This window comes from Ferrovibrio sp., from assembly GCF_002796975.1.
Lineage (GTDB): Bacteria > Pseudomonadota > Alphaproteobacteria > Ferrovibrionales > Ferrovibrionaceae > Ferrovibrio.
Window position 1 is genome coordinate 177,369 of record NZ_PEKV01000012.1, and the last position, 25,251, is coordinate 202,619.

A 25,251-nucleotide genomic window follows, 5' to 3' on the forward strand; every position below is an offset into this window, starting at 1 on the left:
TGCCTTCCCAGCGCTAGACTGGCGCAAATAATAAGGGGAGGCACGCCATGGCCGAAGTTATCAGGACCGGTTCGCTCAAGGGCAAAACGCTGTTCATCACGGGTGCCAGCCGCGGCATCGGTCTGGCCATCGGCCTGCGCGCCGCGAAAGACGGCGCCAATGTCGCCATCGCCGCCAAGACCACCGAACCGCATCCCAAACTGGCCGGCACCATCTACACCGCCGCTGAAGCCATCGAGAAAGCCGGCGGCAAGGCGCTGCCGCTAGTGGTCGATGTACGCGAGGAAGCCGTGGTAGAAGACGCGGTCGCCAGGACGGTCGAGGCCTTCGGCGGCATCGATATCCTGGTCAACAACGCTTCCGCCATTTCGCTGACCGGCACGCTGGAAACGCCGATGAAGCGCTACGACCTGATGCATCAGATCAATACGCGCGGCACCTATCTGTGCAGCCAGAAATGCCTGCCGCATCTGATGAAGGCCGAGAACCCGCATATCCTCAATCTGTCGCCGCCGCTGAATATGAAGGAGCACTGGTTCGCGCCTCATGTCGCCTACACAATGGCGAAATTCGGCATGAGCATGTGCGTGCTTGGTATGGCCGGTGAATTCAAGAAGAAGGGTGTCGGCGTCAATGCGCTGTGGCCGCGCACCGCCATCGATACCGATGCGATGAACGTGATCACTGGGCCTGAGCTGCGCAAGAAATGCCGCAAGGTCGAGATCATGTCGGATGCGGCGCATGTGGTGCTGACCAGGCCGGCGAAAGAGACCACCGGCAATTTCTTCATTGATGACGAAGTCTTGCGCGAGGCCGGCCTGACGCATTTCGAACGCTACCGCTATCCCGGCACTGCCGAGACCGATCTGATTCCCGACTTCTTCGTCTGAGGAGTGGCGCTGCGAGTCGCTCAAATTTATAGCTGTTCGATACCCAGCAGAAATCTGTGAAAGCGGTGTGAGATTTCTGGGGTTGGCCGCGAGACAGGCGCGATTTTCTGCGCCTTTCCGGCGATTTCGCACCTGCCACACCAGCGTGGCAGTGGAACCTCCGCAGTCCAAACCCGTTGTTTGCGCAGAAGTGCAGAGCGGTGTGCGAATGCGGGCCGGTCTGCCGAACCGGAGCCATCGGGCTCCAAGGAGGCGACCATGAACCATCTTGCGAAAACCCGTCTGATGGCCGCGGCTGCGGCCATAGCCCTGATTGCTGCCAGTGCGTCGCTGGGCGCCTGCGGCCAGTCGAAATCCGATCGTGCGCTGTCGGGCGGTGCCATCGGTGCCGGTGTCGGTGCCGTGGGCGGCGCGCTGACCGGCAATGCCGTTGGCGGCGCAGTGATCGGCGGTGCGGCCGGTGCGGCCACTGGCGCGCTGACCGACGAAGATCAGATCAACCTCGGCAAGCCGGCCTGGCGCTAACGCGTCTGCCTTCCGTACAGGAAGGGGCTGTCGGGGATTGCCACGGCCGCCGGTGGCTTTGACCTGAAGTCGCCGGCGGGCCGACCAACCCAAGGGTTTTCATTACTCACTCACCAACCAACCACAGAAAAGGACGATGTCATGTTGACCCTCTCCCAGTTCTCCCGCAGCCTCGCCGTCGTTGCCATGCTGGGCGGCGCCGTGGCGGTTTCCGCCTGCAGCTCCACCTCGAAGCAGGAATCGACCGGCGAATATGTCGACTCTGCCGCCATCACCACCAAAGTGAAGGCTGAACTGATCCGCGACCCGGTCACCAAGGCCGGCCAGATCAGCGTTGAAACCTTCAAGGACACCGTGCAGCTGAGTGGCTTCGTCGATACCGCGGCGTCCAAGTCGCGTGCCGAGCAGATCGCCCGCAACGTGCAGGGCGTGCGCGCGGTCAAAAACGATCTCGTTGTGAAGTAAGGCTGCGCCGCCATGCCGATGGGACGCGTGTTGGGCGTGATCGCGCTGGTTGCCGGCGCCATCCTGCTCGGCTTCGGCCTTAACGCATCGGATGCGCCGATGGAACAGTTGCAGGAAACTTTCACCGGCAGCTACAGCGATCGCACCATGTGGTATCTGATCGGCGGCGCAGCTGCGGCCTGCGGCGGCCTGGTGCTGCTCCTGCTTGGTCGCAAGGCCTGAGTCAGTTTCGGCGCCGGGTCATTCGCGATCCGGCGCCGGCTCTCCTGATTTTAGTTTATCTGTTCAGCCCAAGGGAGGTGTGCCATGGGTATAGGCACGATTCTGCTGATTATCCTGATCATTCTGCTCATCGGCGCGGTGCCGAGCTGGCCATACAGCAGCGGCTGGGGCTACTACCCCAGCGGCGGCATCGGCATCATCCTGCTCGTGGTGATCGTCTTGCTGTTGATGGGACGTATATAGCGTTCAGGCAATGGCAGTTTAATGCGGCGTCCGGCCCGAAAGGTCCGGGCGCCGTTTTTTTAAGATTCGTGGCCCGGCGTTTCGCTGGCCCGGCTTTCACTGGCAATCGCTTCGTGATGCCGGATCACTTCCCGGACGATGAAGGCGAGGAATTTCTCGGCAAAATCCGGGTCCAGCTTGGCGGTTTCGGCCAGCTGGCGCAGGCGGGCGATCTGACGCGCTTCACGCGTCGGGTCGGCCGGCGGCAGCTTCTCGGTGGCCTTGAGGCGACCGACCTGCTGGGTGCATTTGAATCGCTCGGCCAGCAGATGGATCAGGGCCGCATCGATATTGTCGATGCTGTCGCGCAGGCGCAGCAGCTCGGGATGCACGGTCGTGGGGGTATCGGAAGCCATGGAGAAACCTGCCGGGAGGGACGTCAGAGAAACAGGGCGCCCATGATGCTGCCGCTGGGGCGGGGGTCAAGCCTCCCGCCGCCGGCCGCTCACTGCAGGTGGATGTCGGCCTTGTAGCGTTCGACGCCGTCTTCATCGGCGCGGTCGATGCCGATCACCGTAACGTCCTCGCGCGTGACCAGCGCCGGCAGCTGCGTCAGCAGGGTGGCATGGCCGTAGGTGGCGTTGGGCAGGCCATCGAAAGCGATGCCGATGGCGGTCATATGGCAATCGAAGCAGTAGCCGGCTTTCAGGTAGTCATGCGGCGAGGCCAGATCGTGGAACAGGATGCCGGCAGTCTTCTCGATGGCGGCCTGGCGGATCTGCGCCGTCGTCATGTCCTGGCCGTCGATCCGGAACGGCCGGCGATAGGCCTGGAAGAACGTCCAGGCCAGCAGCAGCGCCGCCTTGGTCTTACCGCCGCCGGCCGGGCCGGAAATGTAGAGGAATTGCGGCCGCACCATGCGGGCCTGAAGTTGCCGCACCTGGTCGATACTGAAGCCGAAATCGGGAAGGGATTGGAAATTGCGCGACGACATCCTGGACCCGGAAAGGCTGGGCAGGATTTAGTACTATCAGGGGTAGTCTTTGCAGGAGTTTAAATCTGGTAACCTGGACCGCCAGATTATGCCGCTTCGCGACGTAGCCCCAGGCGCTGCCAGACATCCAGCAGGGCATTGGTCAGGGCCTGCATCATCGCATCGGTATGGACCGGGGTCGGCGTGATGCGCAGCCGCTCGGTGCCGCGCGGCACCGTCGGGTAATTGATCGGCTGGATATAGATGCCGTGATCGGCCAGCAGCATGTCGGACGCGGCCTTGCACAGGGCGGCATCGCCCACCATGACCGGCACGATATGGCTCTGGTTGACCAGCACGGGCAGGCCGGCATTCAGCAGCATGCGGCGCAGCGTCGCGGCGCGCTCCTGGTGGCGGGCGCGCTCGACCTGACTGCGCTTGAGATAGCGCACGCTGGCAGCAGCAGCCGCGGCAATGGCTGGCGGCATCGCGGTGGAGAAGATGAAGCCCGGCGCGTAGGAGCGTACGGCATCGATCATCATGGCGCTGCCGGCGATATAGCCGCCCACCACGCCGAAAGCCTTGCCCAGCGTGCCCTGGATGATGTGGATGCGGTGCATCGCCTCGTCGCGATCGGCGATACCGCCGCCGCGATTGCCGTACAGGCCGACGGCATGCACCTCGTCGAGATAGGTCATGGCATCGTATTTGTCGGCGAGGTCGCAGATCGCATGGATGGGCGCAATGTCGCCATCCATCGAATAGACGCTCTCAAAGGCGATCATCTTCGGCCGGTCGGCCGGAATCGCCTGCAGCAGTTCTTCCAGATGCGCGACATCGTTGTGGCGCCAGATCTGCCGTTCGCAGCCGGCCTGGCGAATACCCTCGATCATCGAATTGTGGTTGTCCGCATCCGACAGGATCACGCAGCCGGGCATCAGCTTGGCAAGCGTGGACAGCGAGGTCTGGTTGGCGATGTAGCCCGACATGAAGGCGAGCGCGGCCTGCTTGCCGTGCAGGTCGGCCAGTTCGCGTTCGAGTTCAACGATCGCGTGGCTGTTGCCGGAAATGTTGCGGGTGCCGCCAGCGCCGGCGCCGAATTCCTGGGCCGCCTGCTGCATGGCTTCGATCACCACGGGATTCTGGCCCATGGCGAGATAATCGTTCGAGCACCACATGGTGATTTTTGCCGGCCCGATGCCGCTGTGGTTATCGGCCACAGGGAAGCTGCCGCAGTTCCGGGCGAGTTCAGTGAACACCCGGTAGCGCTTCTCGCTGTGCAGCCTTTCGACTGCCTGGCTGAAGAGAGCTTCGTAATCCATGGGACCTTACGCTACATCCTTGCTGGTGGCCGGATACTAGGCCCCGGCGGACCGGCTGGCTAGACCCTCTGCCGGGGCTTGGGCGCGGCGAGGGGTCGCAGGCGGCACTTCACGCAGATGCTACTGCGGCGCAAAAAAACGTCAGGCAGGACGGCTCATGCGGAACATGGTTTCCGGCGTGGCCTCGAAATAGTCGGCCAGATAACCCGAACGCATGATGGGGCGCGCGGCGCCGGCATCGAACAGGCCGTCCTTGATGTAGGCCCGGTTGATATGCACGCCGACCACCTGGCCCAGCGCCATCCAGGCCTGCAGCGGACGGCCTTCCAGATCATGCTGCTGGATCACCTGCAGCAGTTTGCATTCCAGTGCGGTGGGGCTCTCGGCCACGCGCGGCACGGCCACGTTCCGGCAGTTCGCCGGCGTCAGACCGGCGAGCGCGAATTCGTCGACATCGGCATCCACCGTGGCCGAGGTTTTATTCATCGCCTCGGCCAGCGGACGGGTGGCGAGATTGGCGACGAACTCGCCGGTGTCCTGGATGTTGCGGATGCTGTCTTTCCAGCCGGTACTGCCAAACGCCACGATCGGCGGTTTGTCGTGAAAGGCGTTGAAATAGCTGTAGGGCGCCAGATTGACGCGGCCGTTGCCATCGCGCGACGAAATCCAGCCGATCGGCCGCGGGCCGACGATGGCCTTGAACGGATCATGCGCGAGGCCGTGACCTTTCGCGGGTTCGTAATAATGAAAATCGGCGCTGGCGGTGGTCTCGTTCGGCATCGTGAATCTCACTGGCGGCCCGGCTGCATGTCGCGGCTGGAAGATATCGATGATAAAGTGAGGCAAACAGGCGCCGCCGTCCACCGGCGCCGATCATAATCCCCGGAGTTTGCCCGAACGGGCCCAGGATGCCTTACGACCTCAATCGACTGGAACTGCTGGTTGTCGAGCCGGATCCGGATGTCGCATCGACCTGGCGCCGACTGATGTCGACTCTGCGCATCAAGACGCCGAATATCGTGTCGGATGCGACGCAGGCCTGGACCCTGCTGAAGGGCGTTCCGCAGGCGAATGGCAGCGTGACGGGCCTGCGCGTCGATGCCGTCATCGTCCGCTGGGAACTCGTCGGCGAGGACGGGCTCGAGCTGATCGCACGCCTGCGACGTGCCCCGGACTCGCCGGCGCCATTCCTGCCTGCCGTGATTGTTACCGGCACCGTCACGCGCGAGCGTATCCGGCGCGCGCTGGATGCCGGGGTCAACGAAGTGCTGGCACTGCCACTGGCGCCGAAGGCAGTCGAAGCCCGGCTGCGCGAAATGGTCGAGCGGCCGCGCAAGTTCATCAAGGATGGTGGCTATTTCGGCCCTGACCGGCGTCGCCAGGTGCGTGCCGATTATGCTGGGCCATTCCGTCGTGCGGCGGACCGTGCTGCCCGCTGAGGGCGGATTTTAAGCGAAGCTGCGTTCGGCGACGCCCTTGAGGGCGTCGATGATTTCCCGGCCGAGCTCGCCGGCCGGGCCCTGGATGCGATTGTCGACCACGGTGCGCAGCGCTTCGACATGGGCATCGATCACCGCGCGTTCGACCTTCTTGTGCTCGATGGCGCGTTCGGTGTAGCGGCAGAGCAGCTGGCCGATATCCGTGATCAGGTGATAGCCGAAAGTGCTACCCTGGCCTTTGATGTCGTGTGCGACACCATAGACTGCACGCAGCGCGTCGGCATTGGCGCCGTCGGTCACGCCGGCAATCGCAGCGTCGAGCCGCTTCAGATCGTCATTCACCCAGCCGATATACTTGTCGGACAGCCCCGCCACTGCCGCCTGGGCACTGGCAACCGCAACCCCGAACTCCTTATCGGAGGTGGTACCGGGAGGCTTACTGTTACTCTGGGTCATTATCGACAGGGCTTCTTTTAAGAATGATTCTAGGTGGCCGGATATAAGGCAGCCCCCCGAGCCCCAAAGTCTAGGTTATCAACTGGTAACCTCTCCCTTAGAACAGGCTACTCTGCGGGCTCGGCCTTGCCGGCCTCCACGTCGGGGGTCTTTTCCAGTTCGCTCAGCTTGCGGGCGATGAAGCCGGCCGGCTTGGTGAAGCGGGCCAGCAGCAGGTACAGCACCGGAACCACGAACAGGCTGAGCAGGGTAGCAAAGGTCATGCCGCCGACGATCACCCAGCCCAGGGCGGCGCGCGACTCGGCGCCCGCGCCGCTGGCGAAGGCGAGCGGAACAGCGCCGAACACGGTGGCGATGGTGGTCATCAGAATCGGCCGCAGGCGGGCGATCGAGGCATTCACCACGGCATCGTAGATGCCCTGGCCCTCGTCGCGCAGCTGGTTGGAGAACTCCACGATCAGGATGCCGTTCTTGGCGATCAGGCCGACCAGCATGATGATGCCGATCTGGCTGTATACGTTCAGCGTCTGCCCCGCCAGCAGCAGGCCGGCCAGCGCGCCGGTCACCGCCAGCGGCACCGACAGGATGATGATGATGGGGTGGATCCAGCTCTCGAACTGGCCGGCCAGCACCAGGAACACCACGATCAGCGCCAGGCCGAAGGTGATGAAGATGGCCGCCGAGGATTCCTTATACTCGCGGCTCTGGCCGGAATAGGAGATGCGGACCTCTGGCGGCAGCACTTCGGCCGCCACGCCGTCGAGATAGTCGAGCGCCTGGCCGAGCGTATAGCCCGGCACCATCGAGGCTTCGATCATCACCGAACGCAGACGGTCGGTGCGGTTCAGTTCACGGGCACTCGCGCCTTCCTGGATGGAGACCAGACTGGCCAGCGGCACCAGCTTGCCGCCGGTGTTGCTGCCGCGCACATAGATGTTGTTCAGGTCGTTCGGCGTCACGCGCTGATCGACCGGGGCCTGTACCAGCACCTTGTACTGCTTGCCGTCACGCTGGAAGTTGGTGACTTCGCGCGAACCCAGCATGGTTTCCAGCGTGCGGCCGATGGTCTCGACATTCACGCCCAGATCGGCGGCGCGGTCGCGGTCGATCTGCACACGGATTTCGGGACGGGTCGGCTGGTAGTTCTTCTTCAGGCCGAGCAGGTTCGGATTTTCCTGCGCCTTGACCATGATGCGATCCGACCATTCGTCGAGCTGTGCATAGGTCGAGCCGCCGAGAATGAAGCGCACCGGCGACTGCGCACCCGGCAGGCCGAGGCTGGGCGGATTGACGACGATGGCGCGCACGCCGGTCAGGGCCTGCAGTTCGCGGAAGACCTGACGGGCGATTTCCTGCTGTTTGACATCGCGCTTGTCCCAGTCGGCCATGCGGACGACGACGAAGCCCGAATTAACCGGGGCAGGACGTCCGCCCCAGGCCGGCGCCACATTCGACATCACAATCGTTACCGCGCCGGACTTGATGTGCTTCTCGAGCACCTTCTCCATCTGGATGACATTCTTGCGCGTATAATCGTAGGACGAACCCTCCGGTCCTTCGACGATCACGAAAAAGGCGCCGCGATCTTCGATCGGGGCAAATTCGCGCGGCAATGCCTTGAACATCAGGAAGGCAGCAATCGATACTGCCACGCCGAGCCCGAGAACGACGACCGGGGTCCCGAGCGAGCGGCGTAGCAGCCGACCATAGCCGTTCCCCAGGCCGACGAAGAACTTCTCGGTCACATGGTAGAAGCGGCCTTCTTCTTTCGCTTCATGCAGCAGCTTGGAACACATCATCGGCGTCAGCGTCAGCGCGACGAAACCCGAGAACAGCACAGCCGCGGCGACCGACATGCCGAATTCGCGGAACAGGCGGCCGGTATTGCCATCCATCAGCGAGATCGGCACGAAGACGGCTATCAGCACCACGGTGGTGGCGATGACGGCGAAGCCGATCTGGCGGGCGCCGCGCAAACTGGCCAGCAGCGGCGGTTCGCCCAGCTCGATGCGCCGGTGGATGTTTTCCAGCACCACGATGGCATCGTCGACCACAAGGCCGATGGCCAGCACCAGCGCCAGCAGGGTCAGCACGTTGATCGAATAGCCGAGCGAACCGATGACGATGAAGGAGCCGATCACCGAAACCGGAATGGCGACGGCGGGGATCAGGGTGGCGCGCCAAGAGCGCAGGAACAGGAAGATCACGCCGATCACCAGCGACAGCGCCACGGTCAGCGCATGAAACACTTCGTAGATCGACTGGCTGATGAATTTCGACTGGTCGTAGGTCACTTCCATGCGCACGCCGGTCGGCAGGCTGTCCTTCAGCCGGTCGACGGTGGCGGCGACGCCGGTGGAGATTTCCATGGCATTGGCCTTGGACTGGCGGATGATGCCCAGCCCGATGGCAGTCACGCCGTTGATGCGTTGCTCGGTGCGGTCGTCCTCGGCGCCGAGTTCCACCTTGGCGACTTCGCCGAGCCGCAGCAGATAACCATCCTGTTCGCGCAGCACGACATTGCGGAACTGCTGCGCGGTACGCAGCCCAGAATCGGCGCGTACGGTAAATTCGCGCGTGTTGCTTTCGACGCGGCCGGACGGCAGCTCGACATTCTGGCGGCGGATCGCTTCTTCCACATCCTGCACGGTGACATTGCGGGCGGCCATTGCCATGCGGTCGAGATAGACGCGCATGGAATAGCGCCGCGCGCCGTAGATGTTCACCGAGGCGACGCCGTCGATGATCGACATCTGGTCGACTAGGTAGCGGTCGGCATAGTCGGTCAGTTCGAGCAGGCTCAGGCGGTCGCTGAACAGCGAGATGTAGATGATCGGCCGGGCGTCGGCCTCGGTCTTGGCGATGATCGGCTGGTCGGCTTCGTCGGGCAGCTTGGACAGGATGCGGCTGACCTTGTCGCGTACATCGTTGGCGGCTGCGTCGACATTGCGGCTCAGGTTGAACTCGATGCTGATCGAGCTGGATTCCTCGCGGCTGGCCGAAGTGATGGTGCGGATGCCTTCGATGCCGGCCACCGAATCCTCGATCACCTGGGTGATCTTGCTCTCGATGATCTCGGCCGAAGCGCCGCGATAGATCGTGCTGACATTCACTGCCGGCGGATCGATATCGGGATATTCGCGCACCGCCATGCCGCGCAGCGCGAACAGGCCGAAGATGATCAGCACGAGCGCCATCACGGTCGCGAAGACCGGGCGCTTGATCGAAATGTCGGAGAGAACCATGACGCTGCCTGCTACTGTCCGGGCTTAGCTGGAGGATTTCTGGCTGGGCGTACCCGAAGCCGGTGGCGCGCTGCCCTGGGCATTGGTCTGCCGTACGCGTGAGCCGTCGCGCAGCTGCTGCAGGCCGGTGATGGCCACATGATCGTCGGGATGCAGGCCGTTGGTGATCTGCGCCAGGCCGGGCAGGCGCTGGCCGACGGTGACGCGGGTGCGGGTGGCACGACCCTCGCGGATCACGAAGACGAACTGTTCGCCGCCCTGCGCCAGCAGCGACTCTTCCGGCACCATCATGGCATCGGGCACCTTGCCGACGCTGAGCGCCACCGTCATGAACATGCCCGGCTTCAGGGCGTCGTCAGCGTTCGGAATCTGGGCGCGGACGCGTACGGCGCGCGTGGTCGGATCGATGCGGCTGTCGATGGTGGTGACCACGCCGTCGAATTTGCGGTCCGGCATCGACGTGGCCTTGGCGCTCACGGTATTGCCGATCTTCACGCCGCCCAATACGGTTTCCGGCACTTCGAATTCCAGCTTGATCAGCGTGGTGTCGTCCAGCGTGGTGATAACGTCGCCCGGCCGCACCAGGGCGCCGAGGCTGACCTTGCGCAGGCCGAGCTTGCCGTTGAACGGCGCGCGGATCACGCTGTCGGAAAACTTCGCCTGCTCAGCGCGCAGCCGGGCCTCGGCGGCTTCGTAGGCTTTCGAGACCTCGTCAAGGCGGGCCTGCGCCACCACCTTGCTTTCGATCAGCTGCTTGGCGCGGTCATACGACATCCTGGCGGCATCGCGTGCGGCGCGCAGCGCGCCGATATTGGCGGAGCTTTCGGCAGCTTCGAGTTCGACCAGGATGACGCCGGCCTTCACCATCTGGCTGTCCTGAAAGTTCAGCCGTTCGACAATGCCGGTCGCCTTCGCCGTGATGGTGACGGCTTCGTTGGCCTGGGCGGTGCCGACGGCTTCTATGGTGCGCGTGATCTCCATGCGGCGAACCGGCACGGCTTCAATCGGCAGCGCAGGAATACTGGCAGCGGGTTTGCCTGCTGCCGTCTGCGACGAGCGCACGAACGGCAAGTTGTCCCGAAAGATGAGCGCGCCTGCAGCGCCGGCGGCGATGACGCCGACAACCAGAACTTGACTCCAGACTTTCATTGTTTCCTCTGCCAACCCTTGTAAAAGGCCCCGAGCCGACCCTTCGGCGTGCCCCCGGATGCAGCGCCAATCCCTCCCGTCAAAGAGGGGCCCTATTGCAGCGGGCTGCTGATTTCGGCGGCTGCGTGATCTATTGTATACGGCCTATTCGGCAAGGTCGTGCTTTTTTCTCCGTAACAGGCCCGGCCGGCAGCTCGCCAACGGTTTTGTGAAGACTGGGAGAAAGCGGATGGTTAAGGAGCGCGGATGGTAACCGGCCTGTACAGCCATTCCGCCTGTCTCTCCCATGACACGGGAGAAGGTCATCCCGAATGCGCGGATAGGCTGCGTGTCATCCTCGCCCGGTTGGAGGGGGAGGAATTCCTCTATCTCGATCGCCGGGAAGCGCCGCGCGCCACCCCGGCGCAGATCAGCCGGGTCCACCCCGGGGCCTATGTGGACCAGGTGATGGCCGCGATCCCGGCACGCGGGCTCAACTACGTCGATGGCGATACGGTGGTGTCTCCCGGGTCTGGTGAGGCCGCGCTGCGAGCTGCCGGCGCGGTCTGCGCCGCCGTCGACGCCGTGATGGGCGGCGAACTGCGCAACGCCTTCTGCGCCGTGCGCCCGCCGGGTCACCATGCCGAGCCCGACCAGGCGATGGGCTTCTGCCTGTTCAACAACGTTGCTATCGGTGCGACCCATGCGCGCGACCGCTGGGGCATCCAGCGCGTCGCCGTGGTCGATTTCGATGTACATCACGGCAACGGCACCCAGGCCGCGTTTGAGTCCGATGCCGGGCTGTTCTACGCCTCCACGCATCAGATGCCGCTTTATCCCGGCACCGGCGCTGCGGGCGAGCATGGGGTTGCCGGCAATATTGTCAATCTGCCGTTGCGGCCCTATGCCGGATCGAGCGAATTCCGCGCAGCCTGCGAACGCAGCCTGCTGCCGAAACTTGAACAGTTCGCGCCCGAGCTGCTGATCGTCTCGGCCGGTTTCGATGCCCATGTCGCCGACCCGCTGGCGCAGCTGCAGCTGACCGACCAGGACTATTACTGGATCACGGAAAAGCTGCTGCAGGTCGCCAGCCGGACGGCGCAGGGCCGGGTGGTCTCCGCGCTGGAAGGCGGCTACGACCTGCCGGCGCTGGCCAGCGCCACGGCGGCCCATGTCAGGGCGCTGATGCTGGCATAAACCGCCCCATTTCTATACAAATCGGCCGACTTTTCAGCCTTTCAGCCCGGAGCGAAAAATGGCGTCGTACCAGTATATTTACGTGATGAAGGACCTGGCCAAGACCTATCCGGGCGGCAAGCAGGTTCTGAAGGGTATCTGGCTCAGCTTCCTGCCGGGCGCCAAGATCGGCGTGCTGGGCTCCAACGGCGCCGGCAAGTCGACCCTGCTCAAGATCATGGCCGGCCTCGACAAGGAATTCACCGGCGAGGCCTGGGCCGCCGATGGCGTCAAGGTCGGCTACCTGCCGCAGGAGCCGCATCTGGATGCCAGCAAGGATGTGCTCGGCAACGTGATGGAAGGTGTCGCCGAAACCAAGGCGCTGCTGGATCGCTTCGAGGAAGTCTCGATGAAGTTCGGTGAAGTCACCGACGACGACGAGATGAATGCGCTGATTGCCGAACAGGCCGAGTTGCAGGAAAAGATCGACGCGGCGAATGCCTGGGATCTGCAGCGCAGTGTCGAGATCGCCATGGACGCCCTGCGCTGCCCGCCGGGCGACGCCGATGTGACCAAGCTGTCGGGTGGCGAGAAGCGCCGCGTCGCGCTGTGCCGCCTGCTGCTGTCCAAACCCGACATGCTGCTGCTCGACGAACCGACCAACCATCTCGATGCGGAATCGGTCGCCTGGCTCGAACGCTTCCTGCACGAATACGAAGGCACCGTCGTGGCCATCACCCACGACCGCTACTTCCTCGACAACGTTGCCGGCTGGATCCTCGAACTGGATCGCGGCTCGGGCATTCCGTGGGAGGGCAACTACTCCTCCTGGCTGGAGCAGAAGGAAAAGCGCCTCGCCCAGGAAGGCAAGGAAGAGGACAGCCGCCGCAAGTCGCTGGCGCAGGAACTGGAATGGGTGCGCCAGAGCCCGCGCGCGCGCCAGGCCAAGTCCAAGGCCCGCCTCAAGGCCTATGAAGAAATGCTGCAGGCGCAGAACGAGAAGGCCGCCGATGCGGTTTCGATCACCATCCCGGCCGGTCCGCGCCTGGGCAATGTGGTGATCGAGGCGGAGGGGCTTTCCAAGGGCTTCGGCGACCGCCTGCTGATCGACAACCTCGACTTCAAGCTGCCGCCCGGCGGCATCGTCGGGATCATCGGCCCGAACGGTGCCGGCAAGACCACGCTGTTCCGCATGCTCACCGGCGGCGAACAGCCCGACCAGGGCACGCTGCGCGTCGGCGACAGCGTGCAGCTCGGCTATGTCGACCAGAGCCGCGACAGCCTGAACGACAAGAAAACCGTCTGGGAAGAAGTCTCCGAAGGCAACGACATGATCACGCTGGGCAAGCGCGACGTGCCGAGCCGCGCCTATTGCTCGTGGTTCAATTTCCGCGGCGCCGACCAGCAGAAGAAGGTCGGCATGCTGTCGGGCGGCGAGCGCAACCGCCTGCATTTGGCCAAGATGCTGAAGACCGGTGCCAATGTCCTGCTGCTCGACGAACCGACCAACGATCTGGACGTCGATACGCTGCGCGCGCTGGAAGAGGCACTGGAGAATTTCGCCGGCTGCGCCATCGTGATCAGCCATGATCGCTGGTTCCTCGATCGCCTCGCCACCCATATCATGGCCTTCGAAGGCGACAGCCATGTCGTGTGGTTCGAGGGCAACTACCAGGATTACGAGGCCGACAAGAAGCGCCGCCTCGGCGCCGATGCCGACCAGCCGCACCGCATCAAATACAAGCCGCTGGAACGCCGCTAAGGCCATGAACCGCCCATGAATCGGAAAGAGCGGCGGGCGCAGAAGAAAAGCGGTGGTGGCGGCGGTCCCGTCCGCCGCCCGCCGTCCGGTTTCTCAGGCGCGAGTGCAATCAGCGACATGCTGCTCGGGCTGGGCGGCGTGCAGAAGGTGGCGCCGGCGTCAGCGCCGGTGGCTGCCGCGATCGATCCGGTGCACAGCGCACTGGCGCAACTGCGGCTGGGCGAGACACTAGCAACCCAGCTGGAGCGCCTGCAGGCGTCGCTCGCCGCGACGCCGAAGTCTGAAAGCCTGCTGCATCAGGTGGCGCGCCTGCAGGTGCGGCTGGATCGCCGCGCCGATGCGCTGATCAGTTATCGCCGCATGCTGGCGCTCGACCCCGGCCATGCCGAGGCCCGCCATATGGTGGCCGTGCTGGCCGGCGAGGCACCCGAGAAGGCCAATGAAGCCTATGTCGCCGCGCTGTTCGATGCGTTTGCCGACAGTTTCGACGAGAAGCTGGTCGGCTGGCTCGACTATCGCGCGCCGCAGCATGTGGCGGCTTCCGTCCGCGCCGCACTGGGTGAGGGCAGGACGGCCGCCCGCGCCATCGACCTTGGTTGTGGCACCGGCCTGCTGGCGCCGGAACTGCACGGGCTGGTGAAGCATCTCGATGGCATCGACCTGTCGCCGAAGATGGTGGAAAAGGCCCGTGCCCGCCGGCTGTATGACGCGCTGGCGGTCGGCGAGATCGTCGCCGAACTGCAGAAGCATCCCGCTGGCTACGATCTGGTCGCCGCCGCCGACGTGCTGTCTTATTTCGGCGATCTGCGTGCGCTGTTCGACGTCGTACGCGCCGCGCTGCCCGACAATGGCCTGTTCGTGGCCACGGTGGAGAAGGGCGTCGGTGCGCGCTATCAGGCCGGCAAGACCGGACGCTACCAGCATGGCGAAGCCTATTTGCGCAAACGCGCCGCCGAGGCCGGTTTCGTCGTGCTCAGCCTCGATGAGATCGAGCTGCGCAAGGAAGAAAATAAACCCGTGCAGGGCTATGTGTTTGCCTTGCGCGCGCAGGAAACGCCGGAATCGCAATCGGCGAAACTCTCTGCCACCTCGCTCGACGATCTCGTCGCCGGCCTGGATGCCCCGCATGCCGCCGTCGTGGCGGATGCCGCGCAGCGCATGATCGGCAAGGGCTTCAGCATCGGCTGGGCGATCGATCTGGGCGGCTGCCTCGCGTTGCATGCCACTGCATTGCGGGCACTGGCCCAGCATCTCGACATGGTGTCGGAAGATCAGGCGCGCAGCCGCCGCGCCTTCGAGACCGGGCTTTATGACGATTGCGACAGCGAGGCCGTGATCCGGTTCCTCGAGGATCGTCCCGATCACTACGACCTGATCATGGCCGCCGATCCCGCCGTCGTTCAGGCCGATCCCGCTGCCTTCTTCTCGGCGGTGAAGATCGCACTGGCGCTGGCCGGCGTGTTCATCGGTGTCTTCACCGGCAATGCCGAGGCGTTGGGTGAGGCCGCGAAGGCCGAGGGCCTGTTCCTGCTGGCGACCGAGCCGCTGCCGGATGGCAGCGTCTGTCTGATCGCTGAAAGCTAGGCTGAAGGCGCCGGCGTTGCTTGCCGCGTCAGCACCAGCCCGCCGATCACGATCGCTGCGCCGATCAGTTGTACCAGCGAGACGTGTTCGCCGAGGAAAGCGATCGCGCTGATCATGGCAAAAACCGGGATCAGGTAGGAATAGATCACCGAACGCGCGACGCCGAGGCGCGCGATGCCTTCATACCAGAGCAGGTAGCCGAGCGCGCCAGCCAGAATGGCGGTGTACAGGAAGCTGGCCCAATGGCCGGCCTGCATCGCTTCCCATGGTGTGTCGTTCCAGCCCCAGACTATGAATGGGGTCAGCAGCAGCGCACCGAACAGCATCGACCAGCCCGACACATAGAGCGTGCCGAGCCGCGCCAGGTAGGGCGGCGACAGCACCGAGAAGAGCGCCCAGCAGAAGGCAACCATCAGGAACAGCAGATCGCCCAGGATATGTCCGCCGCCGACGGTGATCGCGGTCAGGCTGTTGTTGATGACAAGGAAGACACCGGCAAAGGACAGCAGCACGCCGCCCCATGCGACAGTCGAAAGGCGCTGGCCGCGCAGGCGACCCAGGATCAGTGCCCAGATCGGCGAGGTGGCAATCAGGATCGAGCCTTTCGAGGCCGTACTCATCGACAGTGCATTGGCCCAGAGCAGCTGCATCAGGGTAATGCCGAGAAAGCCGAAGCCGATCAGCGGCAGCAGATCGCGCCGCCGCGGCAGCCTCAGTCCTTCGCGCCAGATCAGGACGGCCATAAGCGTGGTGGCGGCGAGCAGGTAGCGCGTCGAGGAAAAGACGGTCGGCGGCAGGATGCCGAGCACGTATTTCGCCGTCGGGAAAGTATTTCCCCAGATGAAAACGGTCAGCAGCAGATAAGCATCACCGCGATTAAACTTCATGCTGAGCCTTACGTTCAGTGGCGCGCAGACCCAGTGCCAGCAACAGCCCGATGCAGCCCGCCGCGAGCAGCAGCCAGCGCCCGTCCGCCCAGCCGCCGAAATGCGCCACCAGTGCGGCCAGCGCCGGCGGGCCGACGAAAGAGCCGATATTCAGCAACTGCACCACAATGCCGTTCACAGTGGCGATTTCGGATGGATCGCGCGTCTGCTGCGGCACGCTGGCCAGCACGGCGGCCGGCAGCATGCCGCCGAAGCCGCTGGCCGCCATGGCGAAGGCGATCTTGGCCAGCACGGGGATATCCGGCGCGAAAGATGCGGTGCCCAGTGCGCCCATGCTGAGGCTGACCACGGCGACGATCAGCCAGCGCGGCATGCCGCGATGCATGACGGCGGCGGACACGGTGGTGCCGACGGCATTCACCAGCACGACGGCGGCCACACCGAGCGCCAGCAGGGTTTCGCTATCCAGGCCGCTTTCTTTCAAATAGGTCGGAATCCAGGTGACGATAGAGAACCATTGCGTGGTGTAGCAGGCGAAGCAGCCGGCCAGCAGCCACGGGCCCGGCCGGCGCAGCACGGCGGCATTGAACCTGCGCGGCGGCGCTGTCGCGATTCCGGCCGTCAGGCGCGGCAGCAGCAGGGCGGCGGCAAACGGCAGCAGAGACAGCGCCAGCCACAGCCCGCGCCAGTCGAGCAGGCCATGATTGACGGCGAGCGCGCCGAGCATGCCGAGCGTGACGCCGAGCGGCATGTAGCTGCTCCACAGGCCAAGCGCGAGGCTGCGCTGCGCCGGCTGTGCCGCCATCGCCACCAGGCTGGGCCCGCAGACCACGGTGATGACAAAGCCCAGGCCTTCGATCAGGCGTGCGGCCAGCAGGAAGGGCGTGTCATGACTGAAGGCGCCGGCCAGTGAGCCGGCGGCGTTGATCAGCAGGCCAAACATCAGGGCGCGCCGGCCGCCGATGCGGTCGCCGGCAAAGCCAGCGACAACCCCGCACAACCCGCCGATCAGGCTGATCGACGAGGCGACCAAACCGCCGAGCACCAGATCGAGGCCGAATTCGGCGCGCAGCTGGCCCAGCAGCGGCGGCAGCTTGCCGACCTGCATCGACACGATNNGTCTGTGGGCGCGATGCATTCATTCTTGTGGCGGACGGCTGGGGGAAGCGGAGACTGCAAGCATGCGAGGGGTAACCGGAACACAAAAAAAGCGGCGGGGAAATCCCCGCCGCCTCCTTGTATCAGCTTTTCGGCAGCCGATCACTTCATCATGCGCTCGGCCTTCGGCGGCAGGAAGCCTTCCTCGAACAGGTCGGCGGCCTTCGGGGCCTTCGCCAGGCCGATGGCCGCAGCCACCGCATCCGAGGACCGCTGCAGGCGGGCCATGTCGACGCCGCCGAAGCCGTTTTCCTTGACGTATTTCGTTACCACGTTGCGCTCGATCGACATCTTCAGGCGCTTCATTTCCAGGGCTTCGTCGATCAGGCCGTCACGGGTCTTGGCCGCCTTGATGCCGACTTCCGGATTGGCAACGATTTCCTTCCAGGCCTTGACGGTGGCGGCCACGAAGGCCTTCACGGCTGCAGGGTTTTCCTTGATGAACTTCGGCGAGGCCACGACGGCATTGCCGTAGAAGTCCATGCCGGCATCGGCATAGGGGAAGGCGATCACGTCTTCCTGCTTCACGCCGATCTTTTCGAGGTCGAGGATCGACGAGAAATAATGCCCGCTGATGAAATCGACGCTGCGGTTCTTCAGGCTCGGCTCGCGCAGCGGCGGGGTCAGGTTGACGTAGGTGATCTTGCTCTTGTCGATACCGACCTTGGCGGCATAGGAGGGGAACAGCTTGAACGAGGCGTCGAAGACCGGCGCACCCAGCTTCTTGCCTTCCAGATCCTTCGGCGTCTTGATGCCCGACGACTTCAGCGCATAGACGCCGAACGGCGGCGCGTCATAGCCCATCATCACGGCCTTCACCGGCGCTTCCGGGTTCTTGGCGTTGTATTCGATCAGCGCGTTGATGTCGGCGAAGCCCATTTCATAGGCACCGGTGGCGACACGCTGCAGCGCGCCGGCCGAGCCCTGGCCGGCATCGATGGTGGGATCGAGGCCGGCGGCCTTGTAGTAGCCCTTCTGCTCGGCGACCAGGAAAGCCGAGGTCGGTCCCTGGAAGGCCCAGTCGAGGGTGAATTTCATCTTGGTCTGCGCATCGGCAGCGCCGGCGGCGCCAAGGCCGAGCGCCAGCGTGACGCCAGCCGCGGCAAAGGTCAGTGAACGTGCGAAAGTCATTGTCGGTCTCCCCGGTGAAACGCCTGGCCTGGCCATTTTATCTTCGAGTCGGTTGCGGCTCAGGCCCGGCAGTCTATGCCGGCCCGAAAGCACCCGCCAAGAGTGAATCGTGCCCAGGTTCGGGGCAGATCGTATGCAATTCCGAGTCCATCCTTTTGGATGCTGTCCATTGCCAAAAAGCACTGTATTTCCGAGGCTATTCCGGGTGATTGCCCATGCCTGCACCCGGCTGCCTGCTTTTGCGGCAAAACATTGTCACGGCGACAAGTTGATATGTTGCACCGCCCATAGGCCGGACGTATGGTTCGCCCGCAATTTCCTCCCCGTCCGCGCCTAGGAGTCGCCAAAATGCCGTTCCTGTCCGATGCGCTCGGCCGCATCAAGCCGTCTGCCACCATTGCCGCCACCCAGAAGGCCCGCGCGCTCAAGGCCGCCGGCCGCGACGTGATCGGCCTCGGCGCCGGAGAGCCGGATTTCGAGACCCCGGCCAATATCCGCGAAGCCGCCAAGGCGGCGATCGACCGCGGCGACACCCGCTATACCGACGTGGACGGCACGGCTGTGCTGAAGCAGGCAATCATCGCCAAGTTCAAGCGCGAGAACGGCCTGGACTACAAGCCCGAACAGATCAGCGTCGGCACCGGCGGCAAGCAGGTGCTGTTCAATGCGCTGCTCGCCACCGTCAATCCGGGCGATGAAGTGATCATCCCGGCGCCCTACTGGGTCAGCTATCCGGATATCGTGAATTTCGCCGGCGGCACGCCGGTCTTCGTCACCGGCAGCGCCGAAGATGGTTTCAAGCTGCGCGCCGAGACGCTGGAAAAGGCGATCACGCCGAAGACCAAGTGGGTGATCCTGAACTCGCCGTCCAATCCTTCGGGCGCCGCCTATACGCGCGACGAGCTGAAGGCGCTGACCGATGTGCTGGTCCGCCATCCGCATGTCTGGATCCTGACCGACGACATGTACGAGCATCTGGTCTACGACAATTTCGTATTCACCACCCCGGCGCAGATCGAGCCGGCGCTGTATGAGCGCACGCTGACCATGAACGGCGTGTCGAAGGCCTACTGCATGACCGGCTGGCGCATCGGCTATGCCGGCGGCCCGCAGCCGCTGATCAAGGCGATGTCGAACCTGCAGTCGCAGTCGACCTCGAACCCGTCGTCGATCAGCCAGGCCGCCGCCGTCGAGGCGCTGAACGGCCCGCAGGACTTCATCCCGAAGAACAACCAGGTGTTCAAGCAGCGCCGCGACCTCGTGGTCAGCCTGCTGAACCAGGCCAAGGGCATCCGCTGCCCGAAGCCGGAAGGGGCCTTCTACGTCTATCCGAGCTGCGCCGGCACCATCGGCAAGACCTCGAAAGGCGGCGTGAAGATCAACAACGACCTGGATTTCTGCAATGCGCTGCTGGAAGAGCGCGGCGTTGCGGTGGTGTTCGGCCAGGCTTTCGGCCTGGCGCCGCATTTCCGCATCTCTTACGCCACGTCAACCGAGGCGCTGAAGGATGCCTGCACGCGGATTCAGGAATTCTGTGCCGACCTGACCTGATTTCTGACAGGTAACTCGTGACGGCCGTCACGCCGACCGGAGAGGCTGTCTTGGCCCGGAAATCTGCCAATGCTAAGCAGCCTCTGTCGCGGTCGCCCGGCCGGACAGGTCACGCATGCCGACTACGGTAAAGAAACGATCCGTGGTGGTCGGCGGCCACCGCACCAGCATCTCCCTCGAACAGGCGTTCTGGGAGGCGCTGCAGCTGATGGCCGCGACTGAGGACAAGACCATCAACCAGATGGTCAGCGATATCGACGCTGCACGTTCGGGCAATCTCTCCAGCGCGATCCGGGTGTGGATTCTGGATCGGGCGAAAGAGGGGCTGCTGCAGTCGACGGGAACCGCCGCCAGAGCGGACCTGCCGGCAGGGAAGCAAGAACAGTAGCGTACGGCGTCCGGGGGATTTCAGGTCATTGCGTTGAGCGCTCCCGCGCGGCCGTGTGCAGAACAGGGCGGCTATGCGTATGATCCGGAATTCACTCTCCCTTGCGGCCGTTGCCGGCGGCCTGCTGTTGCTGACGGGCTGCGACCGTGCAGCGCCGGCACCGGAGCCGATCCGCCCGGTCCGCGTCGCCACAGTGGCGCCCGAGGTTTACGAGAGCCGCTCCAGCTATACCGGTGAAATCCGCGCCCGCTACGAAACCAACATGGCCTTCCGGGTCGGCGGCAAGATCGTCGCGCGTTACGTGGAGATCGGCTCGGAAGTGAAGAAGGGCGCATTGCTCGCCCGGCTCGATGTCGAGGATACCCGGCTCGTCACCCAGAATGCCCGCGCGCAGCTCAGTGCCGCCCAGGCGAATTTCAACCAGGCGCAGACCGAGCTGAACCGCTATCGCAAGCTGTTCGAAAGCCGGGTGATCAGCCAGGCGGAACTCGACCGCCGGCAGAACACCTACAACACCGCCGAGGCGCAGCTTGATAGTGCTCGCTCACAGCATCGCTCGGCGCAGAACCAGATGGACTATACCGAACTGCATGCCGATGCCGATGGCGTGATCACCGGCATCAGCATCGAGACCGGACAGGTGGTCTCTGCCGGCCAGACGGTGATGAAGCTGGCGCGGCCGGAAGAGAAGGAAGTGGTGTTCAACGTCGCCGAAAACCGGCTGGATGAATTGCGCAGTGCCACCGCCATCGCCATCAGCCTCTGGGCGCAGCCCGACAAGGAATACAGCGGCGTGGTGCGTGAGATCGCGCCAGGTGCCGACCCGGCCACCCGCACCTATGCCGTGAAAGTGGCAGTGCAGAATCCGCCGGCCGGCATGCGGCTCGGCATGACCTCGACAGTTTCCATCGTGCGCCGCTCGGATGCCTCTGTGGTCGCGCTGCCGCTCTCGGCGCTCTATCAGCAGGGCGCGGAGCCGGCAGTCTGGATCTATACCGGCCCCGCGGGAGAAGGCGAGGGCAAGGTCGAACTTCGTCCGGTCACAGTCGCCGCCTATATCGACAAGGCGGTGCTGATCGCCGCTGGCCTGAAGGATGGCGAGAAGGTCGTCACCGCCGGCGTGCATAAGCTGATCCCCGGCCAGACCGTGCGCCTGCTGCCCGAAGTGCAGACCGCGGCGGGGAAGAAGTAATGAGCGAGCATCAGACTGCGCCTGCCGATGCCGATGGTATCGGCCGCTTCAACCTGTCTGCCTGGGCGCTGCGGCATCGCTCGCTGATCGGCTTCCTGATGGTGCTGCTGCTGGCAGCCGGCGCGATGTCCTACATGCAGCTCGGCCGCGCCGAAGATCCCGACTTCACCTTCAAGGTGATGATTGTGCGCACCAACTGGCCCGGCGCCACGGCGCGCGAGGTCGAGCAGCAGGTCACCGACAAGATCGAGAAGAAGCTGCAGGAGACGCCGTATCTCGACAATGTGCGCAGCTATTCCAAGGCGGCCGAGTCGACGATCTTCGTCACGCTGCGCGACAGCACGCCGCCCAAGGCGGTATCGGGTGTGTGGTACGAGGTGCGCAAGAAGGTCGGCGATATCCGCCATACCTTGCCGGCCGGCGTGCAGGGGCCGTATTTCAACGACGAATTCGGCGACACTTTCGGCACCATCTATGCCTTCACCTCCGATGGCTTCACTCATCGCGAGCTGAAGGATTACGTGGAAGATGTGCGCGAGGAGCTGCTGCGCATCCGCAATGTCGGCAAGGCCGACCTGCTTGGGGTGCAGCCCGAACGCATCTTTATCGAATTCTCCAACAAGAAACTCGCCAATCTGGGCATCAGCCCGCAGCAGGTGCTCGACGTCATCCAGGCGCAGAATGCCCAGACGGCATCGGGCGTGGTGCAGACCTCGTCGGACCGCATCGCCACCCGTGTCAGCGGCGATATCGAAAGCGGTCGCAAGCTGGCCGAGCTTTCGCTGCAGGCCAACGGCCGGCTGATCCGGCTCGGCGACATCGCCGATATCAAGCGCGACTATGCCGATCCGCCGAGCCCGCGGCTGCGGTACAACGGCCAGGAAGCCATCGGGCTTGCCATCTCGATGGCCAAGGGCGGCAACATGATCGAACTGGGTAAGCAGCTCGACGCCACCATGAAACGGCTGAAGGCCGACATGCCGATCGGCATCGAGATGCTGCAGGTCGCCGACCAGCCCACGGTGGTGCAGCGCTCGATCTCGGAATTCATGCAGGTGCTGCTGGAAGCCGTGGTGATCGTGCTTGGCGTCAGTTTCCTCAGCTTAGGGCTACGCAGCGGGATGGTGGTGATGCTCTGCATCCCGCTGGTACTGGCCATTACCTTTGTGTGCATGCAGATTTTCGGCATCGATTTCCACCGCATCTCGCTCGGTGCGCTGATCATCTCGCTCGGGCTTTTGGTGGACGACGCGATCATCGCGGTCGAGATGATGCAGGTGAAGATGGAGCAGGGTTTCGACCGCTTCCGGGCGGCCAGCTTCGCCTATACCTCGACGGCCTTCCCGATGCTGACCGGCACGCTGATCACCGCGGCCGGTTTCGTGCCGGTCGGTTTCGCCAAGTCTTCGGCCGGCGAATACACTTTCTCGATCTTCGCGGTGGTGACGATCTCGCTGCTGGTGTCGTGGGTGGTGGCGGTGATCTTCACGCCTTTCATCGGCTACACGATCCTGCCGCAGCCCAAGGCCGGTCATCATGGCGAAGACGTGTACCACAGGGGTGTCTACCGCTATGTGCGGCCGGTGGTGGACTGGTGCGTGCGGCGGCGCTGGATCGTCATCGCCAGCACGGCCGGCATCTTCCTGCTCAGCGTCGGCGGTTTCGGCCTGGTGCAGCAGCAGTTCTTCCCGTCCTCGAACCGGCCGGAACTCATGGTCGACCTGCGCCTGCCACAGGGCGCCTCCATTCAGGCGACCGGGCAGGAGGCGCTGAAGCTGGAAGCGTTGCTCAAGGATGACGCCGATATCGTCAGCTACACGACTTACGTGGGCGCCGGTGCGCCGCGCTTCTATCTGCCGCTGGATATCCAGCTGCCGAACGACAATTTCGCGCAGGTGGTCGTCCTCACCAAGGGCGATGCCGAGCGCGAGCGCGTGCGCGACAAGCTGGTGAAGGCCTTCCAGGACGATTTCATCCTGCTGCGCGGTCGCGTCAACCGGCTCGAGAACGGACCTCCCGTCGGCTTCCCGGTGCAGTTCCGTGTCAGCGGGCCGGACCCGATGGAGGTGCGCCGCATCGCCTTCCAGGTCGCCGATGTGATGCGAACGAACCCCAACACGCGCGACGTCAACCCCGACTGGAACGAACTCAGCAAGGTGGTGAAGCTGGATGTCGACCAGGCCAAGGCGCGCCTGCTCGGGATTTCCTCGCAGGATCTGGCGACGACCCTGAACTCCATCGTTTCGGGGCTCACGGTCACGCAGTATCGCGAGGGCCGCGAACTGATCGACGTGGTGGCGCGTGCCGAAGCCGCCGAACGCCTCAGCCTCAACGGCATCAAGGATCTCAATGTCGCGGGCGCCGAAAGCAGCCGCGCCGTGCCGCTGGGCCAGGTGGCGGAAGTCTCCTACGAATTGGAAGAGGGCATCATCTGGCGGCGCGACCGCCAGCCGGTGATCACCGTGCGCGCCGATATCATCGACGGCATTCAGGCGCCGGTGGTGTCGATGCAGATCGAGCCGAAGCTGGACGAGCTGCGCAAACACCTGCCGCCGAATTACCGCGTCGTCATGGGTGGCGCCATCGAGGAAAGCGCCAAGGCCAATGCCTCGATCGGTGCGGTCGTGCCGGTGATGATCATGATCATGGTCACGCTGCTGATGGTGCAGCTGCAGTCGGTGTCGCGCATGCTGCTGGTGCTGCTGACCGCGCCGCTCGGTCTGATCGGCGTCACGCTCGGCCTGCTCGCCTTCCATGTGCCCTTCGGTTTCGTCGCCATGCTGGGTGCGATTGCACTGGCCGGCATGATCATGCGCAACTCGGTGATCCTGGTCGACCAGATCGAGCAGGATATCGCCGGCGGCGAGGCGGCCTGGGACGCGATCGTGAATGCGACGCTGCGACGGTTCCGCCCGATCATCCTGACCGCGCTGGCCGCGATCCTCGGCATGATCCCGCTGTCGACCAGCAACTTCTGGGGTCCGATGGCCTACACCATCATCGGCGGCCTGCTGGTAGCAACGCTGCTGACCGTATTGTTCCTGCCGGCGCTCTATGCCGCCTGGTTCCGGGTGAAGCCTCCCGTCGCCGCCTGAGTTTACAGCGTCGACTCGATCTTCACCTTGTCGGCCTTCACCTTGCTCGGTGAGGTGACTGGCTGATCGGTCCAGTCGTCGCCGCCGGTGACGACGCAGGAGCGGCCGTCGGCGCCGGTGATCAGGATCGTCCAGGAGCCGCTCTGCGACACCAGCAGTTCGACGATGCGATCGCCGACGATGCCACCGGCCTGCGGCTGTTCGCCGAAGCGCTGATCCAGCATCTTGCCCATATCGTCGCGCAGGCCGCAGAGCATGGCCTGCTGCGCCCGGGCGGGCGTCGTCAGTGCGGCGGTGGAAACGAGCGAGACGCCAATCATTGTCAGGGCTGGGAACAGAAACGCACTGGATGAGATGGCCTTGCGCATGGCTGGCCTCCTTCGGTGTGCACGCCCGCATCCGGCGGACGTTTCTTTCACACCAAAAACGGGGCCCCGATC

24 protein-coding genes are annotated in these 25,251 nt (G+C 64.1%); 13 read left to right on the forward strand and 11 right to left on the reverse strand.

Translation table 11 applies throughout. The annotated features are described in order from the left end of the window. The first annotated feature begins 47 nt into the window (after positions 1-47). The 5 genes from CTR53_RS14205 to CTR53_RS14225 all read left to right on the forward strand — a co-directional run bounded on the left by CTR53_RS14205 (position 48) and on the right by CTR53_RS14225 (position 2,345). Positions 48-890: an NAD(P)-dependent oxidoreductase gene (locus tag CTR53_RS14205; RefSeq protein ID WP_290814582.1), complete on the forward strand. Its 843-nt coding sequence runs from the start codon at positions 48-50 to the stop codon at positions 888-890. 258 nt (positions 891-1,148) lie between these two features. Continuing rightward, the gene (locus tag CTR53_RS14210; RefSeq protein ID WP_290814585.1) at positions 1,149-1,415 is read left to right on the forward strand and encodes a YMGG-like glycine zipper-containing protein; all 267 of its coding nucleotides are present in this window, start codon (positions 1,149-1,151) and stop codon (positions 1,413-1,415) included. Between the two features lie 141 nt (positions 1,416-1,556). Further along, the gene (locus CTR53_RS14215; protein WP_290814588.1) at positions 1,557-1,880 is read left to right on the forward strand and encodes a BON domain-containing protein; all 324 of its coding nucleotides are present in this window, start codon (positions 1,557-1,559) and stop codon (positions 1,878-1,880) included. 12 nt (positions 1,881-1,892) lie between these two features. Next, a complete protein-coding gene (locus CTR53_RS14220; protein WP_290814590.1) occupies positions 1,893-2,102 on the forward strand; it encodes a DUF3185 family protein in 210 nt (69 codons plus the stop codon). 84 nt (positions 2,103-2,186) lie between these two features. Further along, positions 2,187-2,345, forward strand: coding sequence for a DUF3309 family protein (locus CTR53_RS14225; protein WP_290814593.1), 159 nt, complete (start codon positions 2,187-2,189; stop codon positions 2,343-2,345). 59 nt (positions 2,346-2,404) lie between these two features. Here the strand turns inward: CTR53_RS14225 and CTR53_RS14230 are convergent, their stop codons facing one another. The 4 genes from CTR53_RS14230 to CTR53_RS14245 all read right to left on the reverse strand — a co-directional run bounded on the left by CTR53_RS14230 (position 2,405) and on the right by CTR53_RS14245 (position 5,399). Next, positions 2,405-2,740: a chorismate mutase gene (locus CTR53_RS14230; protein ID WP_290814596.1), complete on the reverse strand. Its 336-nt coding sequence runs from the start codon at positions 2,738-2,740 to the stop codon at positions 2,405-2,407. 89 nt (positions 2,741-2,829) lie between these two features. Further along, positions 2,830-3,318, reverse strand: a complete 489-nt coding sequence (locus CTR53_RS14235; RefSeq protein WP_290814599.1) for a hypothetical protein — start codon at positions 3,316-3,318, stop codon at positions 2,830-2,832. A gap of 86 nt (positions 3,319-3,404) precedes the next feature. Next, positions 3,405-4,619: a 5-aminolevulinate synthase gene (hemA, locus tag CTR53_RS14240; protein WP_290814603.1), complete on the reverse strand. Its 1,215-nt coding sequence runs from the start codon at positions 4,617-4,619 to the stop codon at positions 3,405-3,407. Positions 4,620-4,760: 141 nt separating this feature from the next. Further along, positions 4,761-5,399, reverse strand: a complete 639-nt coding sequence (locus tag CTR53_RS14245) for a flavin reductase family protein (protein WP_290814606.1) — start codon at positions 5,397-5,399, stop codon at positions 4,761-4,763. Between the two features lie 128 nt (positions 5,400-5,527). Here CTR53_RS14245 and CTR53_RS14250 point away from each other — a divergent pair, with 128 nt between their 5' ends. Next, complete coding sequence (locus CTR53_RS14250) at positions 5,528-6,058, forward strand: response regulator (RefSeq protein ID WP_290814609.1); 531 nt, start codon at positions 5,528-5,530, stop codon at positions 6,056-6,058. A 9-nt stretch (positions 6,059-6,067) separates the two neighbouring features. On the opposite strand, the gene CTR53_RS14255 is transcribed toward CTR53_RS14250, so the two are convergent. From CTR53_RS14255 to CTR53_RS14265, 3 genes are all read right to left on the reverse strand, one after another. Continuing rightward, the gene (locus tag CTR53_RS14255; RefSeq protein ID WP_290814612.1) at positions 6,068-6,514 is read right to left on the reverse strand and encodes an Hpt domain-containing protein; all 447 of its coding nucleotides are present in this window, start codon (positions 6,512-6,514) and stop codon (positions 6,068-6,070) included. Between the two features lie 107 nt (positions 6,515-6,621). Then, entirely contained in the window at positions 6,622-9,759 is a 3,138-nt protein-coding gene (locus tag CTR53_RS14260) for an efflux RND transporter permease subunit (protein WP_290814615.1), read from the reverse strand. Between the two features lie 24 nt (positions 9,760-9,783). Further along, on the reverse strand, positions 9,784-10,908 hold the full coding sequence (locus CTR53_RS14265; RefSeq protein ID WP_290814618.1) for an efflux RND transporter periplasmic adaptor subunit: 1,125 nt from the start codon (positions 10,906-10,908) through the stop codon (positions 9,784-9,786). Positions 10,909-11,154: 246 nt separating this feature from the next. On the opposite strand from CTR53_RS14265, the gene CTR53_RS14270 reads away from it, so the two are divergent. Genes CTR53_RS14270 through CTR53_RS14280 form a run of 3 tightly spaced genes read left to right on the forward strand, consistent with a single transcriptional unit; the run spans position 11,155 to position 15,409 of the window. Further along, entirely contained in the window at positions 11,155-12,084 is a 930-nt protein-coding gene (locus CTR53_RS14270) for a histone deacetylase family protein (RefSeq protein WP_290814621.1), read from the forward strand. A 58-nt stretch (positions 12,085-12,142) separates the two neighbouring features. Continuing rightward, positions 12,143-13,825, forward strand: a complete 1,683-nt coding sequence (gene ettA, locus CTR53_RS14275) for an energy-dependent translational throttle protein EttA (protein ID WP_290814624.1) — start codon at positions 12,143-12,145, stop codon at positions 13,823-13,825. A gap of 15 nt (positions 13,826-13,840) precedes the next feature. Beyond that, positions 13,841-15,409: a methyltransferase gene (locus CTR53_RS14280; RefSeq protein WP_290814627.1), complete on the forward strand. Its 1,569-nt coding sequence runs from the start codon at positions 13,841-13,843 to the stop codon at positions 15,407-15,409. On the opposite strand, the gene CTR53_RS14285 is transcribed toward CTR53_RS14280, so the two are convergent. The 3 genes from CTR53_RS14285 to CTR53_RS14295 all read right to left on the reverse strand — a co-directional run bounded on the left by CTR53_RS14285 (position 15,406) and on the right by CTR53_RS14295 (position 18,585). After that, complete coding sequence (locus tag CTR53_RS14285; RefSeq protein ID WP_290814630.1) at positions 15,406-16,296, reverse strand: DMT family transporter; 891 nt, start codon at positions 16,294-16,296, stop codon at positions 15,406-15,408. The two genes, CTR53_RS14280 and CTR53_RS14285, sit on opposite strands and share 4 nt — an antisense overlap. Continuing rightward, the gene (locus CTR53_RS14290) at positions 16,286-17,404 is read right to left on the reverse strand and encodes a CynX/NimT family MFS transporter (RefSeq protein WP_290815214.1); all 1,119 of its coding nucleotides are present in this window, start codon (positions 17,402-17,404) and stop codon (positions 16,286-16,288) included. The genes CTR53_RS14285 and CTR53_RS14290 overlap by 11 nt, the downstream gene beginning before the upstream one ends. Positions 17,405-17,556: 152 nt before the next feature. Further along, a complete protein-coding gene (locus CTR53_RS14295; protein ID WP_290814633.1) occupies positions 17,557-18,585 on the reverse strand; it encodes an ABC transporter substrate-binding protein in 1,029 nt (342 codons plus the stop codon). 348 nt (positions 18,586-18,933) lie between these two features. Here CTR53_RS14295 and CTR53_RS14300 point away from each other — a divergent pair, with 348 nt between their 5' ends. From CTR53_RS14300 to CTR53_RS14315, 4 genes are all read left to right on the forward strand, one after another. Continuing rightward, complete coding sequence (locus CTR53_RS14300) at positions 18,934-20,136, forward strand: pyridoxal phosphate-dependent aminotransferase (RefSeq protein ID WP_290814636.1); 1,203 nt, start codon at positions 18,934-18,936, stop codon at positions 20,134-20,136. Between the two features lie 115 nt (positions 20,137-20,251). Continuing rightward, entirely contained in the window at positions 20,252-20,524 is a 273-nt protein-coding gene (locus tag CTR53_RS14305; protein WP_290814639.1) for a ribbon-helix-helix domain-containing protein, read from the forward strand. Positions 20,525-20,597: 73 nt separating this feature from the next. Further along, on the forward strand, positions 20,598-21,716 hold the full coding sequence (locus tag CTR53_RS14310; protein ID WP_290814644.1) for an efflux RND transporter periplasmic adaptor subunit: 1,119 nt from the start codon (positions 20,598-20,600) through the stop codon (positions 21,714-21,716). Continuing rightward, the gene (locus tag CTR53_RS14315) at positions 21,716-24,811 is read left to right on the forward strand and encodes an efflux RND transporter permease subunit (protein WP_290814647.1); all 3,096 of its coding nucleotides are present in this window, start codon (positions 21,716-21,718) and stop codon (positions 24,809-24,811) included. The genes CTR53_RS14310 and CTR53_RS14315 overlap by 1 nt, the downstream gene beginning before the upstream one ends. Before the next feature lie 2 nt (positions 24,812-24,813). On the opposite strand, the gene CTR53_RS14320 is transcribed toward CTR53_RS14315, so the two are convergent. After that, the gene (locus CTR53_RS14320) at positions 24,814-25,179 is read right to left on the reverse strand and encodes a hypothetical protein (protein WP_290814651.1); all 366 of its coding nucleotides are present in this window, start codon (positions 25,177-25,179) and stop codon (positions 24,814-24,816) included. Positions 25,180-25,251: the final 72 nt, after the last annotated feature.

Bases quoted from the DNA above. Each gene is read 5' to 3' on its own strand.
- CTR53_RS14205 (WP_290814582.1), top strand. From the start codon at position 48: ATGGCCGAAGTTATCAGGACCGGTTCGCTCAAGGGCAAAACGCTGTTC.
- CTR53_RS14210 (WP_290814585.1), top strand. From the start codon at position 1,149: ATGAACCATCTTGCGAAAACCCGTCTGATGGCCGCGGCTGCGGCCATA.
- CTR53_RS14215 (WP_290814588.1), top strand. From the start codon at position 1,557: ATGTTGACCCTCTCCCAGTTCTCCCGCAGCCTCGCCGTCGTTGCCATG.
- CTR53_RS14220 (WP_290814590.1), top strand. From the start codon at position 1,893: ATGCCGATGGGACGCGTGTTGGGCGTGATCGCGCTGGTTGCCGGCGCC.
- CTR53_RS14225 (WP_290814593.1), top strand. From the start codon at position 2,187: ATGGGTATAGGCACGATTCTGCTGATTATCCTGATCATTCTGCTCATC.
- CTR53_RS14230 (WP_290814596.1), bottom strand. From the start codon at position 2,740: ATGGCTTCCGATACCCCCACGACCGTGCATCCCGAGCTGCTGCGCCTG.
- CTR53_RS14235 (WP_290814599.1), bottom strand. From the start codon at position 3,318: ATGTCGTCGCGCAATTTCCAATCCCTTCCCGATTTCGGCTTCAGTATC.
- hemA (WP_290814603.1), bottom strand. From the start codon at position 4,619: ATGGATTACGAAGCTCTCTTCAGCCAGGCAGTCGAAAGGCTGCACAGC.
- CTR53_RS14245 (WP_290814606.1), bottom strand. From the start codon at position 5,399: ATGCCGAACGAGACCACCGCCAGCGCCGATTTTCATTATTACGAACCC.
- CTR53_RS14250 (WP_290814609.1), top strand. From the start codon at position 5,528: ATGCCTTACGACCTCAATCGACTGGAACTGCTGGTTGTCGAGCCGGAT.
- CTR53_RS14255 (WP_290814612.1), bottom strand. From the start codon at position 6,514: ATGACCCAGAGTAACAGTAAGCCTCCCGGTACCACCTCCGATAAGGAG.
- CTR53_RS14260 (WP_290814615.1), bottom strand. From the start codon at position 9,759: ATGGTTCTCTCCGACATTTCGATCAAGCGCCCGGTCTTCGCGACCGTG.
- CTR53_RS14265 (WP_290814618.1), bottom strand. From the start codon at position 10,908: ATGAAAGTCTGGAGTCAAGTTCTGGTTGTCGGCGTCATCGCCGCCGGC.
- CTR53_RS14270 (WP_290814621.1), top strand. From the start codon at position 11,155: ATGGTAACCGGCCTGTACAGCCATTCCGCCTGTCTCTCCCATGACACG.
- ettA (WP_290814624.1), top strand. From the start codon at position 12,143: ATGGCGTCGTACCAGTATATTTACGTGATGAAGGACCTGGCCAAGACC.
- CTR53_RS14280 (WP_290814627.1), top strand. From the start codon at position 13,841: ATGAATCGGAAAGAGCGGCGGGCGCAGAAGAAAAGCGGTGGTGGCGGC.
- CTR53_RS14285 (WP_290814630.1), bottom strand. From the start codon at position 16,296: ATGAAGTTTAATCGCGGTGATGCTTATCTGCTGCTGACCGTTTTCATC.
- CTR53_RS14290 (WP_290815214.1), bottom strand. From the start codon at position 17,404: ATGCAGGTCGGCAAGCTGCCGCCGCTGCTGGGCCAGCTGCGCGCCGAA.
- CTR53_RS14295 (WP_290814633.1), bottom strand. From the start codon at position 18,585: ATGACTTTCGCACGTTCACTGACCTTTGCCGCGGCTGGCGTCACGCTG.
- CTR53_RS14300 (WP_290814636.1), top strand. From the start codon at position 18,934: ATGCCGTTCCTGTCCGATGCGCTCGGCCGCATCAAGCCGTCTGCCACC.
- CTR53_RS14305 (WP_290814639.1), top strand. From the start codon at position 20,252: ATGCCGACTACGGTAAAGAAACGATCCGTGGTGGTCGGCGGCCACCGC.
- CTR53_RS14310 (WP_290814644.1), top strand. From the start codon at position 20,598: ATGCGTATGATCCGGAATTCACTCTCCCTTGCGGCCGTTGCCGGCGGC.
- CTR53_RS14315 (WP_290814647.1), top strand. From the start codon at position 21,716: ATGAGCGAGCATCAGACTGCGCCTGCCGATGCCGATGGTATCGGCCGC.
- CTR53_RS14320 (WP_290814651.1), bottom strand. From the start codon at position 25,179: ATGCGCAAGGCCATCTCATCCAGTGCGTTTCTGTTCCCAGCCCTGACA.